The following is an 18,664-nucleotide window of genomic DNA, read 5'->3' on the forward strand; positions in this document are numbered from 1 at the left end:
GCTCTGGTCCTGGGTGTGTGCAGTGAGCGGCCTAGGACGTGGTTCGAAGTAGCCACGGCTCCGGCGCCGCAAGGGCCCGCGGGCATCAAATTTTCCGGTCGAAACGGGGAGGACAACCGCATGACATCCGTCGAGGACCCGATGGAGCGGGCGTCGGCTTCTGGGGGCTTCGCGATCGTCGGGTACGCGGCGCGTTTTCCGGGTGCGGCGGATGCGGACGAATTCTGGCGGGTGCTGGCCGAAGGCAGGGATGCGATATCGGAGGTGCCCCAGGACCGGTGGGATGTCGACGAGTTCTTCGATCCGGATCCCGATGTGCCCGGCAAGGTTGTCACCCGTCGGGCAGGCTTCGTCGATGACGTAACCGGGTTCGACGCGCCGTTTTTCGGCATGTCGGCGCGCGAAGTCAGGTTGATGGACCCGCAGCATCGGCTGCTGCTGGAGACGGCGTGGCGGGCGGTGGAGCATTCGGGCACCGCGCCAACGGCTTTGGCGAATTCCAACACCGGCGTGTTCGTCGGTTTGGCCACCCATGACTACCTGGGGATGGCTTCCGGCGAGCTGGCGTATCCCGAGATCGAGGCCTATATGGCGATCGGGACGTCGAACGCCGCGGCAGCGGGCCGGATCAGCTATCGGATGGGGCTGCAGGGCCCTTCGGTCGCCGTCGACACCGCGTGCAGTTCGTCGTTGGTGGCGATCCATCAGGCATGCCAGGCGCTGCGGTTGGGGGAATGCGACCTCGCGCTGGCCGGCGGCGCGAACGTCATGCTCACCCCGGCCACCATGATCACCTTTTCCCACGCACACATGCTCGCGCCCGACGGCAAGTGCAAGACCTTCGATGCGGCCGCCGACGGCTACGTGCGCGGCGAGGGTTGCGGTGTCATTGTCCTGAAGCGGCTCGAGGACGCGATCCGCGACGGTGATCGCATCAGGGCCGTGATCCGGGGCAGCGCGATCAACCAGGACGGCGCATCGGGTGGCTTGACCGTGCCGAATGGCATTGCGCAGCAAAAGGTTATCGCCGAGGCGTGCAAGCGCGCCGGCATCGCACCCGGCGATGTCGGCTACCTGGAGGCACACGGAACCGGGACATCGCTGGGCGATCCGATCGAGGCGCAGGCGGCAGGCGCGGTGTTCGGCGAGGGGCGCGACCCCAGCCGTCCGCTGTTAATCGGTTCGGTTAAAACGAATATCGGCCACCTGGAGGCCGCCGCGGGGATCGCGGGCGTGATCAAGGTCGTCCTGTCGCTCGAGCACGAGTTGCTGCCGCGGCACCTGCACTTCCGCACTCCATCGCCACACATTCCGTGGGAACGGCTGGCGGTGCAGGTCGTGCAGGAGGCCACCGCCTGGAACCGCGACGACCGGCCACGCATTGCGGGAGTCAGCTCGTTCGGCTTCGCCGGGACCAACGCGCACGTGATCATCGAGGAAGCGCCCGCAGAGGCGGAGCAGGTCGCGGTTGCGCCCGGTCCGGGCGACCAACGGTTCAGGGTGCTTCCGCTCTCGGCGCGCACGCCGGCCGCGCTGGTGCAGATCGCCGATCAATACCGCAGCTGGTTGAGCGCGCACCCGGAAGCCTCGTTGACCGACGTCTGCTTCACCGCCGGGGTGGGGCGAGCGCACTTCGAGCACCGCGCCGCGTTGGTGGTCAACTCGAAGGAATCCGCCGCCGAGCTGCTCAGTGCGCTCGCGGACGACCGGCCGGCGCCCGGCCTGCTGCGCGGGCTGTCCGACGACACGCCGAAGACCGCGTGGCTGTTCACCGGTCAAGGCAGCCAGTACCCGGGCATGGCCCGAGAGCTCTTCGACGCCGAGCCGGTGTTCGCCGAGACGGTGACCCGCTGCGCGGCGGTGGTCGCGGACGTTCTCGAAAAACCGCTGCTGGATGCGATTTTCGACATGGACGGCCCCGACAGCGAAGAGTCGTTGCGGCAGACCTCCTACGCCCAGCCGGCCCTGTTCGCGGTGGAGATGGGGCTGGCCCGGCTGTGGCAGTCGTGGGGGTTCGAACCGGACGTCGTGCTGGGCCACAGCGTGGGTCAATACGCGGCGGCCTGCGTGGCGGGCGTGTTCAGCCTGGAGGACGGCGCGCTGCTGATGGCCGAGCGCGGCCGCCTGTTCGGCAGTCTGCCCGAGGGCGGTCGCATGGTCGCGGTGTTCGCGGCCGCCGAGCGGGTCGAGGCCTTCAGCGACGAATTCCCGAGCCTGTCGGTGGCCGCCTACAACGGTGCCAATACCGTGCTTTCGGGGCCCGCGCAGGATCTGGACCAGGCGGTGGCCCGGCTGGCGGCCGATGGTGTGCGATGCGACTGGTTGGACACCAGCCACGCCTTCCACTCGTCGTTGCTCGATCCGATCCTCGACGACTTCGAGTCGTACGCGAATCGGTTCGATTTCAGTCCGCCGCAACGGATTTTGGTGTGCAACCGCACCGGCGCCGCGCTCGGCAGGAGCGTGAGACTCGACGGCGCCTACTGGCGCCGCCACGCGCGCCAGCCAGTGGAATTCGCCAAGAGCGTGCGCACCCTCGCCGAGCTGAATTGCAAGATGTTGCTCGAGATCGGCCCGCAACCGGTGCTTACCGCCGCGGCCCTGCGGGCCTGGCCCGACCCGGGCACCGCGCCGCGGGCGATCGCCTCATTGCGTCGCGGCGCCGCCGACCACCGCCAGATCGGCGAAGCCCTCGCGGGTGCGTATGTCATGGGCCACCTGCCCGACTTCGCCGCCGTCACAGGACTGGCGCGCAAGCTCGACCTGCCGACCTACCCGTTCCAGCATCGCGAGTACTGGTATCGCGATAATCGGGAGCGGCCCAACCAGCAGCAGAACACTGCCACCAGCACCGAAACCGTCCGGCTTCTGGAGGACGGCCGGATCGAGGAACTCGCGGCGCTGCTCGACGGCACGAGCGGCGACCAGCAGACCGTGCATGTGCTGAGAAAGCTTGCCGCACAACACAACCAACAGCGTGACACCCGTTCCATCGCGGATGACCGCTACGAGGTTCGCTGGGAGGCGTCCACCGCCGAGCCCGCAAAGGTCCCGGACCCCGACGCCGGGCGATCGGCATGGCTGCTCATCGGCAACGATCCCGAAGCGGTTCGGCCATTGGTCGACGTGCTGACCTCCCGTGGGCACCAGCACCGGATTCTCGGGTTGCCGGTGTCCGACGCCGACGAGGAGCACCTCGCGGCCGCCTTGCGCGCCGCGGAGGCGGACGAATCGACGTTGCGAGTCCTGCATGTGGCGGCCCTCGATTCCGACACCGCACCGTCGGCGCGGTCGCTGTTGCGGATGCAACACCGAATTCTGGGCGGAACACGGCGGCTGTTCCGCGCCGCGGTGTCCGCCGAACTGCGCGCGCCCATCTGGCTGGTAACCCGTGGCGCGCAACGGGTCACCGACGCGGACAGCGTGTCGCCGGATCAAAGCTGCCTCTGGGGATTCGGTCGCGCCGCCGCGCTGGAGCATCCGCAGGTGTGGGGTGGACTGGCCGACTTGCCGCGAGGCGGCGAAAACGACGCCGACGAATGGTCGCGGCTGATCGACCGGCTGACGGCCGCACCGCGCGAGTCGGGCATCAGGGAAGACCAAGTCGCGCTGCGTGATCAGGCCGTCTACGTTCCCCGGCTGGTTCGACGGGCCGGCTCGCCGGCCGCCGCACCGCTGGCGCTGCGCGGCGACGCAACTTATCTGGTGACCGGAGGGTTGGGTTCGATCGGACTGGAAATCGCCGGGTATTTGGCGGCGCACGGCGCCCGGCATCTGGTGTTGACCGGCCGGCGCGCCCCCAGTGACGCCGCGCAACAGCGCATCGATGGCATCCACGAACAGCACGGTTGCGAAGTCCGGGTCATCGCGGCCGATGTCTCCGATGCGCACGACGTCGCGCGCCTGTTGGCCACCGTGCAGGCCGAACTGCCGCCGGTGAAGGGCATCGTCCACGCCGCCGGCGAGATCGGCACCACCCCGCTGCGCGCCCTGGACGACGACGAGGTCGACCGGGTGTTCGCCGGGAAGGTTTGGGGTGCTTGGAATTTGAGCGAAGCCGCCCTTGACACGTTCGGCCTGCAGCTGGACTTCTTCGTGAACACCTCGTCGATCGCCTCGGTATGGGGCGGGTTCGGTCAGACGGCCTATGGCGCGGCCAACGCCTTCCTGGACGGGCAGGCCTGGCGACTGCGCGAGCACGGCGTTCCCGCGATCAGCGTCAATTTCGGCCCCTGGTCGGCGGGCATGGCCGACGCGGATGCCCGTGCCCGACTGGATCGGCGCGGGGTCCGGACATTGGCTCCCTCCGACGCGCTGGCGGGGATGGCCGAGCTCATGGCGGCTGCTGCCGCGCAGGGGCTGGCCAACGGCGTTGTGGCCCGGATCGACTGGGCCCGCTTCCTGCCGCTCTACCAGCAAGCGGGACGCCGGTCATTGCTCGCTGAGCTGGAGCGCGAGGTGCCGGATTCCGTTGCCGCGCTGCCCTTGTCGCGGCCGTCCGGGCCGACTCGACTGGTCGAGCAGCTCACCAACGCACCGGTGCAGCAGCGCAAGAAACTTCTCGTCGATTACCTGCGCGAGGCGGTGGCGGAGGTGACGCGCGTCGACGCGTCGGAGATCCGCGAGGACGCCGGGTTCTTCGATCTCGGCATGGATTCGCTGATGGCGATCGAATTGCGGCAGCGCCTCGAGCAAGGAGTGGGCAAGGAGATACCGGCGACGCTGGCGATGGACCACCCACGCCTGGTGGACGTGGCGGACTACCTGCTCGCCGACGTGCTCGGGATCGGCGAGCAGACCGAGAGCAAGCCCCGGCCGGCGGCGGCGGTGCCGACGCGCACGGACGAGCCCATCGCGATCGTCGCGGTGGCGTGCCGTTTTCCCGGCGCGCCGAATCCCGAAGCGTTCTGGGAGTTGTTGGCGGGCGGTGTCGATGCGATCCGGGAAATTCCGGAGGACCGTTTCGACATCGACGAGTTCTACGACCCGGACCCGGAGACCCCGGGCAAGATCTACAGCCGCTTCGGCGGATTCATCGACGAAATCGACGGGTTCGACCCGGAATTCTTCGGTATTTCCCCGCGCGAGGCTGTGTGGATCGATCCGCAGCAGCGGCTGATGCTGGAAACCGCGTGGGAGGGCCTGGAGCGGGCAGGCTACTCCCCGGGGGCCTTGCGCGGCAGCCGAAGCGGCATCTTCGTCGGGGTGGGCGCCAACGAGTACTCGCATCTGCTGTCGGCCGGCTCGGTCGAGAAGCTCGAGCCCCACTTCATCACCGGCAATGCGCTCAACGCCATTTCGGGCCGGGTCGCGTTCGCACTCGGACTCGAGGGACCGGCCGTCGCGGTCGACACCGCGTGCAGCTCGTCGCTGGTGGCCGTCCATCAGGCCTGCCAGGCATTGCACTCCGGTGACTGCGATTTGGCGTTGGCCGGTGGGGTCAACGTGTTGCTGAGTCCGGTAACCATCATCGCCGCGTCACGCGCCAGGATGTTGTCGCCCGTCGGGCGGTGCAAGACCTTCGACGCCTCCGCCGACGGCTATGTGCGCAGTGAAGGCTGCGGGATCCTGGTCCTCAAGAGGCTCAGCGACGCAGTGCGCGACGGTGACCGGGTTTGCGCGGTCATTCCCAGCAGCGCGGTCAATCAGGATGGCGCATCGAGTGGTTTGACGGTGCCCAATGGTGGTGCGCAGCAACGGCTTATCAGCTCGGCGCTGGCTCGCGCCGGTCTCACCGGCGGGGACGTCGACTACCTGGAGGCGCACGGGACCGGTACTGCGCTCGGTGACCCGATCGAGGTGCAGGCGGCGGGGGCCGTCTTCGGTGCCGCCCGGGACGCCGACCGGCCCCTGCTGATCGGGTCGGTGAAGACCAACATCGGCCACCTCGAGTCGGCATCAGGGGTCGCCGGTCTGATCAAGGTCGTGCTGTCGCTACAGCACGAAATGCTGCCGCAGAGCCTGCACTTCGAGACGCCGTCGCCGCACATCCCGTGGGATTCGCTGCCGGTGCGCGTCGTCGACAAGGCGATTCCGTGGCAGGCCAACGGAAACCCGCGACGGGCGGGTGTCAGCTCTTTCGGCTTCACCGGCACCAACGCGCACGTGCTGATCGAGGAGGCGCCACCGCTCTCGACCGCCGACGAATACTCGACCAGCGACGTCTTTCGCGACGACACCGCGGCAGCGGAATCGGATGCCCAGGACGAACCGGTCGAGGTGCTGCCGCTGTCCGCGCGCTCACCGGAGGCGTTGGTGGCGTTGGTGCAGCGATACGGGGAATGGCTCAATGCCCACCCGAAGGTCGACATCGCCGACGTGTGCTTTACGGCCGGGGCCGGGCGTTCGCATTTCGAGCACCGGGCCGCGCTGGTCGTGGATTCGGTTCAGGGCGCCCGGGAGGCGCTGGCCGAGTTGGCCGAGAACCGGATGCGGCCGGGAGTGGTGCGCGGCGAGTGCACGGACCCGCCGACGACGGCGTGGTTGTTCACCGGGCAGGGCAGCCAGTACCCGGGGATGGCGCGCGAGTTGTTCGACGCGGAGCCGGTTTTCGCGGACACGGTGACCCGCTGCGCCGAAGCGGTCGACGGTATGCTGCCGCGCCCGTTGCTGGAGGTGCTGTTCGCGACGGACCGGGAAACGGCCGGTGAGGCCGGGAAGATGCTGCGGCACACCTCTTTTGCGCAGCCCGCGCTGTTCGCTGTCGAGATGGGTCTGGCCCGGCTGTGGCAGTCCTGGGGCATCGAGCCCGACGTGGTGCTGGGGCACAGCGTGGGCCAGTACGCGGCGGCGTGTGTGGCCGGGGTGTTCAGCCTCGAGGACGGGGCCCGGCTGATCGCCGAGCGCGGCCGGCTGTTCGGCAGCCTGCCCGACGGCGGGCGAATGGTGGCGGTTTTCGCCGACGCCAAGTACGTCGAGGAGATCGCCAACGACTTCCCCCTGGTGTCGGTTGCCGCCTACAACGGCCCGAACACGGTGCTCTCGGGACCCGGCGACGACCTGGAACAGGTCTTCGCCAGGTGCGGTGGCGACGGGATCCGGTGCAGCTGGCTGGAGACCAGCCACGCGTTCCACTCGGAGCTGCTGGAACCGGTCCTCGGTGAATTCGAGTCGTACGCGGCGCAGTTGGAGTTCGCCGTGCCGACGTTGCCGCTGGTGTGCAACCGCACCGGCGCCGTGCTGACGGCGGAAACCCCGCTGGACGCACAGTATTGGCGGCGGCATTCGCGCCAGCCCGTGCAGTTCGCCGAAAGCGTGCGCACCGTGGCCGCGCTGGGCTGCTCGGTGTTGATGGAGATCGGTCCGCAACCGGTTCTGACCGGCGCCGCGGTGCAGGTCTGGCCGGAACACCTCGCCGCGCCGCGGGCGATCGTCTCGCTGCGCAAGGGCATCGGCGACCGGCGCCAGATCGCCGAGGCGGTGGCCGCGGCCTACGTCAGCGGCCACCGGCCCATGTTCGCCGCGTTGAATCGCCAACCCCGCCGCAGGCTCGAACTGCCCACCTATCCGTTCCAGCGCCGTCACTTCTGGCCCAAGACCGCCGGGATCGCCGGCATCGACGGACCGGGCGCCGGAGTTTCCGGAATCCTCGGCAGCGCAAAGGAGCTCGCCTCCGGCGACTCCGTCTACACGAGCCGGCTCTCCGTCAAGTCGCAGCCGTGGCTTTCCGATCACGTCATCTACGGCACTGTCGTCGTTCCAGGCGCGACGTACGCGGCCATGGCGCTCGCCGCCGTCGGGCCGCCGGCACGGGTACAGGACGTGTTTTTCTACGAGCCGATCATCCTGCCCGAGAGGGCTTCTCGCGAGGTGCAGCTGACCCTGCACCCGCTGGAGGACGGAGGGGGCTGGAGCTTCCGCGTGCACAGCCGCCCCTACGGCGTCAGCGATGCCGAATGGTCGCTGAACGCCGACGGGACCCTGAACACGGGACTCAGCCCTGTCGCTGATGTCGCTGATGCCGGCGCGGGACCCGCGGAGTCCGAGGATTCGATGGACACGGCGATCGAGCGGATGAACCGCATGCGTCCGCAGCAGCTGTTCGAAACCTTCGCCGACATGGAACTGGCCTGGGGGCCCAACTGGTCCGGTTCGCTGAAGTCGCTGTGGCTCGGTGAGGGCGAGGCGATCGGCGACATTACCGTCGGCGAGGAACTGGCCGAACATCTCGGAACGGAGCCGATGCATCCGGTGCTGATGGACCTGTGCACCGGCGTCGCGTTCCCGGCGTTCCCGGCGCTGCTGGCGGCCGAACAGGGAGTCTCCGACCTGTTCTTGCCGTTGCGATACGGGCAGGTCGAGCTGCGGGAGAAGATGCCGCGGCGGTTTTACTGCCGCGCGAAGTGGCACACCAGCGGCCTCGACAGCGAAACCCAGGTCTTCGATCTCGACTTCGTCGATCGCGATGGCCGCCGCCTCGGCGGGATTCGCGAGTTCACCGTCAAGCGTGCGCCTCGGGAGGCGTTGCTGCGCGGGCTGGGCGGCGACGCCACCCGGCTGCTGTACACCCTCGGCTGGCACGAGGTGCCGGTCCCGCCGTCGAGCGGGGACGCCGAGGGCCACGGAAACCTGAACGGCACCTGGCTGGTTGCCGGCTTCGATCAACTCGCGGCCGAGCTGCCGGGCTCCATCGCGTTTGATCCGGCCACCGACCCGGAGCCCGTGGGGCAGCTGTTGGCGCAGGCCAAGGAGCGCGGCATGCCGTTCGCCGGGATCGTCTGGCGCAGCGCCGGACCGAGCGCGGAGGAGTCGGACGCGCAAGCGGCCGCGCGCCTCGAGGCGGGGATCGCCCAGTTACTCAGTGTCGTGCACGCGGTACAGGCCGACGGGAAGCTCAAACTTCCGAACGGGCTGTGGATCATCACCGAGCGCGCCGTCGCGACCGAGTCCGGCGAGCCGGTCGACCCGGTGCAGGCGGCGCTGTGGGGACTCGGGCGCACCATCGTCAACGAGGAACCGGCCCTGCGCTGCAGGCTGGTCGATTGCGACGGGTCGGAGCAGGCCGTGCACTCGCTGGCGGGTCTGCTCGGCGCACCGATCGAGGAGCCCGAACTCGCTGTGCGGCAAGGCAAGTTCCTGGCGTCCCGGTTGCTGCAGTGGTCGCGTAGCGGTCATCTCGCGTTGCCGCGGTCAACCGATTACGTTCTGGCACCCACCGAGCGCGGTGCGATCGACAACCTGCGCCTGACCGAGGCGGAAGTGCCGCCGCCGGGCGACGGCTACGTCCAGGTCCGCGTGGAGGCGGCGGGGTTGAATTTCCGGGACGTGCTCAATGTGCTGGGTCTCTACCCCGGCGATCCGGGCCCGATCGGCGGCGACTTCGCCGGCGTGGTCACCCAATTGGGCGGCGGCGTCACCGGACTCGAGATCGGTCAGCGCGTTTTCGGCTTCATGCAGGGTGCGTTCGCCAGCCGGTTCAACGTGCCGGCCCAGCTGCTGGCGCCGATTCCCTCTCGCCTGAGCGCGGTGGACGCGGCGACGATCCCCGCTGCGGCGCTGACGGCCCGGCTCGCGTTCGACTGGGCGCAGCTTCAGCCCGGTGACCGCGTTCTCATCCACGCCGCCAGCGGCGGTGTCGGACTGGCCGCCATCCAGATGGCGCAACAGCACGGCGCGATCGTGTTCGCCACCGCGAGCACTTACAAACGGGCGACGCTGCGCAAGATGGGCGTGGAACACGTCTACGACTCGCGCAGTACGGATTTCGCCGACCAGATCCTGGCTGACACCGACGGCGCCGGCGTCGACGTGGTGCTCAACAGCTTGACCAACGAGGGGTTTGTCGAAGCGACCGTGCGGGCCACCGCACAGAATGGCCGCTTCGCCGAGATCGCCAAGCGCGACATCTGGACCCCCGAGCAGATGGCGGCGGCCCGTCCCGACATCGCCTACGAGATCGTCGCGCTGGACACGGTCACGTTCCAGGAGCCCGAACGCATCCGCGGCCTGCTGGCGGAGGTGTCGGAGGGGCTGGCCGGCGGCGAGTGGGCGCCACTGCCCGCGGAGATCTACCCGCTGACCGAGGCGAGGACGGCGTTCCGCCGCATGCAGCAGGCCCGGCACATCGGCAAGATCGTGCTGCAAATGCCGAAACCGCTTCAGCCGCGCGGCGATCGGAGCTACCTGATCACCGGTGGACTCGGCGCGATCGGGCTGCACCTGGCGGCGTATCTGGCCCAACTCGGCGCCGATGACATCGTGTTGACCAGCCGGCGCGCACCCGACGCGGACGCGCAACGGGCGATCGAGGACATCATCGAGCGCTACCACTGCCGCGTCCACACCTTCGCGGCCGATGTCGGCGACGAGGCGCAAGTGGAAAAGCTGCTGGAGCGGATCCGTGCGGAGTTGCCGCCGCTCGCGGGGGTGGCCCATCTGGCGGGCGTGCTCGACGACGCGCTGCTGTCCCAGCAGAGCCTCGAGCGTTTCCGGACGACCTTGGCGCCCAAGGCTTTCGGCGCTGGCTACTTGGACAGGTTGACGAGAGAAGACGATCTCGACTTCTTCATCGTGTCCTCCTCGGTGGCCAGCCTGCTCGGCTCACCGGGTCAGGCCAACTACTCGACCGCCAACGCGCTGCTCGACGGGCTGGTGGCGGAGCGAAGGGCGCACGGCCTGCCGGCGACCGGCGTCAACCTTGGTCCGTGGGGCAAGGGCGGCATGGCGTCTTCGGAGGCCGCGCGCGCCAATCTCGGTGCGCAGGGCTCGATTCCGCTGGAACCTGCGGCCGCCCTCAACGCGCTGGCCGAGGCCGTCGCCAGTGGGACCGCGCAGGCGACCGTGATCAAGGCCAACTGGCAGCGAGCGGCGAAGCTGCTGGGCAGTTCCCGCCCGCCGATTCTCGACCTGGTGTTGCCGAGTGCCGTAACCGAGCCGACCGGCGACAGCGAGTTGCTCCGGCAACTGCAGGAGATACCGGTGGCCCAACGCGCGGGCTTCATCACCGAATTCCTGCAGCGCGAAGTGCAGGGCTTCCTGAGGCTCGCGCAACCGCCCGCCGCAACCAGCCGGTTCCTGGACCTGGGTACGGATTCGCTGATGGCGGTGGAATTGCGCAACCGGCTGTACAGCCAGTTCGGCGGGGCATTCACGATCAATGCCACCGCGGTATTCGACTATCCGACGATCGGGGGACTCGCCGAGTACCTGGCAAGCCAGCTACCGGACGCAAAATCGGAGCCGGTCCCGGCCCCGCAGGAGGCGGAAGCGCCCGCGGAGGAGGCCGGATCTGCTGCGGCGGAGCCGAGCCCGGAATCCGTTGCGACGAGCCAGGAATCCGCCGCGGGGCCGGAGCCGAGTTGATACCCCGGCGCGTCAGTCGGCGATATCGAATCCGGCGATGACCTTGGTTGGGCGCACCCGCACCACCAGTTCGCCGGGGACGGCGTTGCGGCGGCCGAACTCGTCGGCGCGGTCGGCGCCCATGTAGCGCGCGCCGGTGCGCGTCGCGACGTCCAACACGTCCGGCTGATCCTCGCTCACCGACGCCAGGCCCTGCACCTGGACGAACGAATACGGCGGATGCGGATCGTCGACACAGACCACGACCCGCGAATCCCTGGCCAGGGCACGGCCTTTCGAGGTGTCCCGGCCGGTGGTGAACACCAGTAGGCCGTCATCTACAACAAACCAAACCGGCGCGACCAGCGGCCGCCCGTCGGCGGCAACGTACCCGAACATTCCGGTGCGAGTGCCGGCCGACAGGAACTCAACGACCCGGTCGGAGAGTTCTGCGGATTCGGCCATGCGCTACAGCCGGGCCAGGTCGTAGTCGCCGAGATGGTCGATTAGGTTGTGCAGGTGGTCGCTCGAGGTGCCCAGCGTGTGTTCGATCGCGGTGAGCCGGGCCGCGTAGTGGCTGACGGGATATTCGGCGGTGACGCCGATTCCGCCGTGCATCTGGATCGATTCCTGCGCGATGTGCCGCCCCGACCGGCCGATCTGCACCTTGGCGCGCGACGCGATCAACGGGTCGAGGTTGCCGTCGGCGATCGACATCGCGGCGTAGAAGCTCATGCTGCGCGCCACTTCCAGCGACACATACATGTCGGCGGCCCGCTGGGTGAGCGCCTGGAACTTGTTGAGCGTGACGCCGAACTGCTTGCGCGTCTTGAGGTAGTCGGTGGTCAGGCGAAGCGCTTCCTCCATGGCCCCGACAGCTTCGGAGCACAACGCCGACTGGATCCGGATGACGGCGTTGCGGATGGCGAGCGAGGCGTCCCCGCCTTCGCCAAGCGGTTCGGCGGCGGCGCCGTCGAGATCGACCTGGGCGCCGCGCTGTCCGTCGAAGGTCCGGTAGGGCTGCCGGGTGACCGAATTCGCGTCGACCAGGAACAGGCCGGTGCCGCCGTCGGGCAACGCGGCGCTGACGACCAACGCGTCTGCGCAGTCGCCGGCCAGCACGGGGTTCTTGCGTCCACTCAACGTCCACGAATCGCCTTGCCGCGCAGCGGCAGTGGTGACCGTGGCCGACGGGGTGCGGTGCCCCGGTTCCAGGTGGGCGAAGGCCAGCAGGTGTTGACCGGCCGCGACCTCGTCGAGCTGTTGCTTCTGGGCGTCGCTGCCCAGCTCGGCGATCAGCGCACCGGGTGCGAGCGCGGCGTGCAGGATGGGTTCCGGGGCCAATCGGCGCCCGACCTCGGTGAGCACCACCATGATCTCGATCTGGCCGGCCTCGTCCGGCTCGAACCCGAGGCCGAGGATCCCGGTGTCCGCGAGCTGACTCCACACCTCGCGGCTCCAGCCGAGATCTGACCCGATGACCTTGTTGCGGCTTTCCGGGTCATATGTGCGCGAGAGCAGGTCGCGGGTGGTGTCGCGCAGCAGGGACTGCTCGTCGGTCAATTGGAAGTCCATGGCTGCCTCACAATCCGAGAATGGTGGACGCGATGATGTTGCGCTGTACCTCGCTGCTGCCGCCGTAGATCGTCGTCTTGCGGTAGTTGAGGTAGTGCGGCGCGCTGTGTTGCGCCCACGAGGGCGATGAAATGTCTTCCCCGTCGGCCGGCAGCGCGTCCGGGCCGGCGACCTCGACCAGCAGCTCGGTCGCGATCTGCTGCAGTTGACTGCCGCGCAGCTTGAGCACCGACGACGCCGGGTTGGGCTGGCCGTCCGCGGAGTCCGACACCACCCGCGATTGCGTGAGTTCCAGTGCCAGGACCTCGTTTTCGGCCTCGGCGAGTCGCGCCGCGAACAGGGGATCGTTGAGCACCCCGGTTTCGGCGGCGTGTTTTTTCACCTCGGCGAGGCGCACCTTGGTGCGTCCCACGCCGGCGATGCCGGTGCGTTCGTTGCCGAGCAGGAACTTCGCGTACGTCCAGCCCTGATTCTCTTGTCCGACAAGCTGATCGGCGGGCACCCGGACGTCGGAGAAGAACAACTCGTTGATCTCCTGGCCGCCGTCGATCGTCTTGATCGGCCGCAGGGTGATGCCCGGCGTCTTCATGTCGAAGAGCAGAAACGAGATTCCGGCCTGCCGCTTGGGTGCCTGCGGGTCGGTGCGCACCAGGCAGAAGATCCAGTCCGCGTACTGGCCGAGCGTTGTCCAGGTCTTCTGGCCGTTGACGATGTAGTGGTCGCCGTCGCGGACCGCGGTGGTGCGCAGCGACGCCAGGTCGGAGCCGGCCTCGGGCTCGGAGAAGCCCTGGCACCACCAGATGTCGAGGCTGGCCGTCGGCGGCAGGAAGCGTTGTTTGATCTCCTCGGAACCGAATTCGGCGATCACCGGGCCGACCATTTTGGTGTTGAAGTTCAGCGGCTCGGGCACGCACGCCAGTTGCATTTCGTCGGCCCAAATCTGGTGCTGGGTGGGCGTCCAGTCCTTGCCGCCCCATTCGACGGGCCAACTCGGGACCGCCAGACCGTGTTCGTGCAGGATCTTGTGGCTGGTCACGATGTCTTCGCGGCGCACCGACGCCGAGCCCTGGCGTACCCGGTCCCGCAGCTCTTGGGGTATCTGGGTGGTGTAGAAGGTGCGAAGCTCGTCGCGGAACGCGGCTTCCTCCGGTGTGAGCGCCAGTTGCATGGCAGCCTCCTTTGTCGGGCGACCACCGGATGGTGAATCCTCAGCGTCAGGCCGGCAGTCTCGTCCTGCACGTTAGGCGCACAACGCCGTTCAACGTTAATCGGGGGGCACGGGCGCCGCTCAGTCACCGCCGGGCGTTCATCGCCGGCGTCGCCACCAGGCCAAGCCGATGATGGTGGCCGCGGCGAGGACGGCCGCTATCGCCAGGCGCGGCGCAGCGGACCGGATCCTATCGGCCTTGCCGGCGATCGCTTCGACGGTGGCGCCGAGTTGCTCGCGCGTCTGCTCGATGTCGGCCTGCAGTTCGTGGATGCTGGCGTCGGGCCCAACCGGTGGAGTTCCGGGACCCCGCGGCCGTTCAGCTCCGGTCATGGCGGGCGTCTTTCACTGTCTGGACGTCTTTCTTGATGTTGGCGACGGTGAAGGGCGCCGCCGGTGCGACGTCTTCGGCTTGGTGCTTACTGAGCAGCGCCGCCGCCCCGGCCGCGGCCAACAGCGCCGCGCCGACGATCAGGGCGGCTGCCCACACCGGCACTGCCAGCGACACCGCGGCAATGCCCGCCGCGATCAGGCTGGCGAAGCCCGCCAAACCAAGTATTCCGGCCACGCCGAACAGTCCGGCGCCAATGCCCGCGCGTTTCGCCGATCGCTCGATTTCCTTCTGCGCCAACTGCATTTCGTCGCGAACTAGCCGTGACAGCTGCGACGAAAGCTGACTCATCAGCTCGCCGATCGACGCGTCCGGCGTCGGCTTTGCCTCCGGGTTCATACGCGGCTGGCTACCCCCGCATGCGCACGCCAAACCCGGCAGCCTCTTTTACACAGCCTCGGATTCGTCCACATCCTGGTTCCGCGGTGAAGTCACGCGCGGCCGTGGTGGCGGTCGGCGCGCCTACGGTCGGCGCATGCGAACAGAACTGCCCGCCGAGCGGCTACAGCGACGCCTCGGCGCCGACCCCGACACCGATCCGGCCGACGAATCGGACCCGGAGGAACAGTCCCCGGACTCGGGCGAATCAGAGGACCCGAACTCGCTGTTGCCGCGCTGGCTTCCCGACGCCGCCGATCACCGGGGTTGGGTGGCGAAGATGCGCGCCGACCCGGGCCGCGCCGGTGCCATCGCCTTGGCGGTGGTGGCCGCCCTCGCGGTGCTGGTGACGGTGTTCACCCTGGTACGCGACCGGCCTGCGCCGGTGATGTCGGCCAAGCTGCCGCCCGTGGAGAAGGCCGCGACCGCGAGCCCCAGGTCGTCGGCGACCCCGGGTGCCGGGCCGCCTGCTTCCGACCGGCCGGTGGTGGTGAGCGTGGTCGGGCTGGTGCACACCCCCGGGCTGGTCACCCTGGCGCCCGGCGCCCGCATCGCCGACGCCCTGCAGGCCGCCGGGGGACCGGTGAACGGCGCCGACACCATCGGGTTGAACATGGCCCGGCCGGTCGGCGACGGCGAGCAGATCGTGGTCGGACTCGCTCCCGTCGCGGGGCAGCGGACGGCGCTTGGCAGCTCGGTGTCCGCCGGGACGTCGCCGGCCGCCGGGACGCCGGGACCGGCCTCGGGCACGGTGAAGCCGAAGGCCGGTGAGGCGCTCGACCTCAATACCGCGACGCAGGAGCAGCTGGACGCGCTGCCCGGGGTCGGGCCGGTCACGGCCGCGGCCATCGTCGCGTGGCGGCGGGCGAACGGGAAATTCACCAGCGTCGACCAGCTCGCCGACGTCGACGGCATCGGCCCGGCGCGGCTGGAGAAACTGCGCCTACTGGTGCGTGTCTGACCGCGGTGCGCGACCCGGCGTCCGCACACGTCGATGTGCGGCTGGTCCCGGCCGCGCTGACCGGCTGGCTGGTCACCGCCGCCGGTATCTGCTGGCCGGTCGGACGGGTGGTCGCGGCGTGTTGTGTCGTGCTGCTCGGCGTGGGTGCGGCGCTGGCCTGCCACGCGGCGCTCGGGCCGGCCCGGGCCTCCCGGTTGCGGACGGTCGGCGCCGGCCTGGTGGCGGTCGGCGTGGTGGGTGCGGGGTTTGGGCTGGCGATCGCGCTGCGCAGCGACGCGGTCGCTCACCACCCGATCACCGCGGCGTTCGGCACGGCCGCCCCGGTGACGGTCAGCCCCACCGAGAGCCCGCTGCCCCTCGGGCCGGGCCGGTTGATGTTTCGCGCCACCCTGCAGCGCCTTTGCGACGACAGGATGTCCGGTCGAGTGGTGGTCTTCGCCCGGGCGTCGGACTTCGGTGACATCACCGTGGGGCGGCCGGTGCGGTTCACCGCGCGGATCAGCCGTCCGGGCCGCCACGACCTGACCGTCGCGGTGCTCAACGCATCGGGCCGTCCGACCATGGGCACCGCCGGGGTGGTGCAGCGCGCCGCCCACGCCGTGCGCGGCCGGTTTGCCGCCGCCGCCCGCGAGACCCTGACAGTGGACCAGGCTGCGATGCTGCCCGCCCTGGTTCTCGGCGATACTTCTGCCGTCACCGGCCAGACGAGCCGCGAGTTTCGGGCGGCCGGCATGACGCACCTGACCGCGGTGTCGGGGGCCAACGTCACGATCGTGTGCGGGGCGGTGCTGTTCTCGGCCCGGTTGATCGGGCCGCGCGCCGCCGTCGCCCTCGCCGCGGTCGCGCTGGTGGCGTTCGTCATCGTGGTCCAGCCGACGGCAAGCGTGCTGCGGGCCGCCGTGATGGCCGCCATCGCGCTGACGGGGGTGTTGTCGTCGCGTCGGCGACAGGCGATTCCGGCCCTGTCCGCCTCGGTGCTGATCCTGCTGGCGGTCGCTCCGCACCTCGCCGTCGACGTGGGCTTTGCGCTGTCGGTGCTGGCGACGGCCGCGCTGATCCTGATCGCGCCGGTGTGGTCGCGGCGCCTGGTTGGCAGGGGCTGGCCCAAGCCGCTGGCGGATGCGCTCGCCGTCGCCTGCGCCGCACACGTGGTGACCGCCCCGCTGGTCGCCGGCGTCTCGGGCCGCGTCAGCCTGGTCGCCGTGGCCGCCAACCTCGCGGTCGCGCCGGTGATCGCGCCGATCACCGTGCTGGGCAGCGCGGCGGCCCTGCTGTGTGTCGCGTGGCCTGCCGGCGCGCAGCTGTTGATCCGTTTCACCGGCCCGGAACTGTGGTGGGTCGTGAACGTGGCGAGGTGGTCGGCCGGCGTGCCCGCGGCGACGCTGCCGGTTCCGGCCGGTGCGCCCGGTGTGGTGCTGGTCGCCTCGGCCACCGCAGCGGTGGTTCTGGTGGGCAGGCTGGTGTGGCGCTTTCGCTGGTGTCGTCGGGCGCTCGGATGGGCCGGGGGAGCGGCGGCCGTGTGCGCGCTGGCCTGGTCGCTGTCGGGAGCGCTCGCCGGTTAGTCGGTGTCCCGTGACACCATCGGGGGGTGAGCGAGGTTGGGCACCTGCACCTGGTGCTGGGGGACGAGGAGCTGCTGGTCGAGCGGGCCGTGGCCGACGTGCTGCGGTCGGCGCGCGAGCGCGCCGGCACCGACGACGTCCCGGTGAGCCGGATGCGGGCCGGCGACGTCGGCACCTACGAGCTCGCCGAGCTGCTCAGCCCGTCGCTGTTCGCCGACGAGCGCATCGTGGTGCTGGAGGCGGCTGCCGAAGCCGGCAAGGACGCGGCCTCGGTCATCGCCGCGGCGGCCGCCGACGTGCCGGCCGGCACGGTTCTGGTGGTGGTGCACTCGGGCGGCGGGCGCGCCAAGGCGCTCGCCACCGAGCTGCAGTCGCTGGGCGCCGAGGTGCATCCCTGCGCGCGGATCGCCAAGCTCAGCGAACGCGTCGACTTCATCCGCAAGGAGTTCCGCGCACTGCGGGTCAAGGTCGACGAGGAGACGGTTACGGCGCTGCTCGACGCCGTCGGGTCCGACGTGCGCGAGCTGGCCGCCGCGTGCTCGCAGCTGGTCGCCGACACCGCCGGCCAACTCGATGCCGCCGCGGTGCGCCGCTATCACAGCGGGAAGGCGGAGGTGAAGGGCTTCGACATCGCCGACAAGGCGGTGGCGGGCGACGTCGCGGGGGCCACCGAGGCGCTGCGGTGGGCGATGATGCGCGGCGAGCCGCTGGTGGTGCTGGCCGACGCGCTGGCCGAGGCCGTGCACACCATCGGCCGGGTGGGACCGCTATCCGGCGACCCGTACCGCCTGGCGTCGCAGCTGGGCATGCCGCCCTGGCGTGTGCAGAAGGCCCAGAAGCAGGCCCGGCGCTGGACGCGCGAAACGGTTGCGGTCGCGATGAAAGTCGTGGCGGAGCTGAACGCCAACGTTAAGGGGGCCGTCGCCGACGCGGACTACGCGCTGGAATCGGCGGTCCGGCAGGTTGCCGAATTGGTGGCCGACCGGGGCCGCTGACAGGCCCGGAGAAGCTCGGCTGCTCAGATCTTGTTGAGCGCCCGCGCCAGCGCCGACTTCTTGTTCGCGGCCTGGTTCTTGTGGATCACGCCCTTGCTGGCCGCCTTGTCCAGCTTGCGGTTGGTCGAGACCAGCAGCTCGGCGGCCTTCTCTTTGTCGCCGCCCTCGGCGGCCTCCCGGAACGCGCGGACGGCGGTACGCAGCGAGGACTTCACCGACTTGTTGCGCAGCCGGGCGCGCTCGTTGGTCTTGATGCGCTTCTGCTGCGACTTGATGTTGGCCACGCGTGAGTTCCTTCTTCGAATCGGTGATTGC

General features: G+C 69.6%; 10 protein-coding genes. 4 read left to right on the forward strand and 6 right to left on the reverse strand.

What is annotated here, in order from left to right; all coding sequences use genetic code 11:
• The first annotated feature begins 120 nt into the window (after positions 1-120).
• Positions 121-11,301, forward strand: coding sequence for a type I polyketide synthase (locus AWB92_RS02835; protein ID WP_085183958.1), 11,181 nt, complete (start codon positions 121-123; stop codon positions 11,299-11,301).
• A gap of 12 nt (positions 11,302-11,313) precedes the next feature.
• On the opposite strand, the gene AWB92_RS02840 is transcribed toward AWB92_RS02835, so the two are convergent.
• From AWB92_RS02840 to AWB92_RS02860, 5 genes are all read right to left on the reverse strand, one after another.
• Positions 11,314-11,745: a PPOX class F420-dependent oxidoreductase gene (locus tag AWB92_RS02840; RefSeq protein ID WP_085183959.1), complete on the reverse strand. Its 432-nt coding sequence runs from the start codon at positions 11,743-11,745 to the stop codon at positions 11,314-11,316.
• Between the two features lie 3 nt (positions 11,746-11,748).
• Positions 11,749-12,855, reverse strand: a complete 1,107-nt coding sequence (locus tag AWB92_RS02845; RefSeq protein ID WP_085183960.1) for an acyl-CoA dehydrogenase family protein — start codon at positions 12,853-12,855, stop codon at positions 11,749-11,751.
• 7 nt (positions 12,856-12,862) lie between these two features.
• Positions 12,863-14,023 carry an acyl-CoA dehydrogenase family protein gene (locus tag AWB92_RS02850; RefSeq protein WP_085183961.1) on the reverse strand — a complete coding sequence of 387 codons (1,161 nt, stop codon included), beginning with the start codon at positions 14,021-14,023 and terminating at the stop codon, positions 12,863-12,865.
• Between the two features lie 138 nt (positions 14,024-14,161).
• Positions 14,162-14,395, reverse strand: a complete 234-nt coding sequence (locus tag AWB92_RS02855; protein ID WP_085183962.1) for a DUF3618 domain-containing protein — start codon at positions 14,393-14,395, stop codon at positions 14,162-14,164.
• Positions 14,382-14,792, reverse strand: coding sequence for a phage holin family protein (locus tag AWB92_RS02860; protein ID WP_085183963.1), 411 nt, complete (start codon positions 14,790-14,792; stop codon positions 14,382-14,384). The genes AWB92_RS02855 and AWB92_RS02860 overlap by 14 nt, the downstream gene beginning before the upstream one ends.
• 136 nt (positions 14,793-14,928) lie before the next feature.
• Here AWB92_RS02860 and AWB92_RS02865 point away from each other — a divergent pair, with 136 nt between their 5' ends.
• The 3 genes from AWB92_RS02865 to holA are packed head-to-tail and all read left to right on the forward strand — an operon-like array spanning position 14,929 to position 18,349.
• Positions 14,929-15,792: a ComEA family DNA-binding protein gene (locus tag AWB92_RS02865; protein WP_085183964.1), complete on the forward strand. Its 864-nt coding sequence runs from the start codon at positions 14,929-14,931 to the stop codon at positions 15,790-15,792.
• Positions 15,793-15,827: 35 nt separating this feature from the next.
• Positions 15,828-17,354 (forward strand): ComEC/Rec2 family competence protein, encoded by a 1,527-nt coding sequence (locus tag AWB92_RS02870; protein WP_085184078.1) that lies wholly within the window; start codon positions 15,828-15,830, stop codon positions 17,352-17,354.
• A 44-nt stretch (positions 17,355-17,398) separates the two neighbouring features.
• Entirely contained in the window at positions 17,399-18,349 is a 951-nt protein-coding gene (gene holA, locus AWB92_RS02875; RefSeq protein WP_085184077.1) for a DNA polymerase III subunit delta, read from the forward strand.
• Between the two features lie 23 nt (positions 18,350-18,372).
• Here the strand turns inward: holA and rpsT are convergent, their stop codons facing one another.
• Positions 18,373-18,633: a 30S ribosomal protein S20 gene (rpsT, locus tag AWB92_RS02880; protein ID WP_068107880.1), complete on the reverse strand. Its 261-nt coding sequence runs from the start codon at positions 18,631-18,633 to the stop codon at positions 18,373-18,375.
• Positions 18,634-18,664: the final 31 nt, after the last annotated feature.

This window comes from Mycobacterium sp. IEC1808, from assembly GCF_002101935.1.
Classification (GTDB): domain Bacteria; phylum Actinomycetota; class Actinomycetes; order Mycobacteriales; family Mycobacteriaceae; genus Mycobacterium.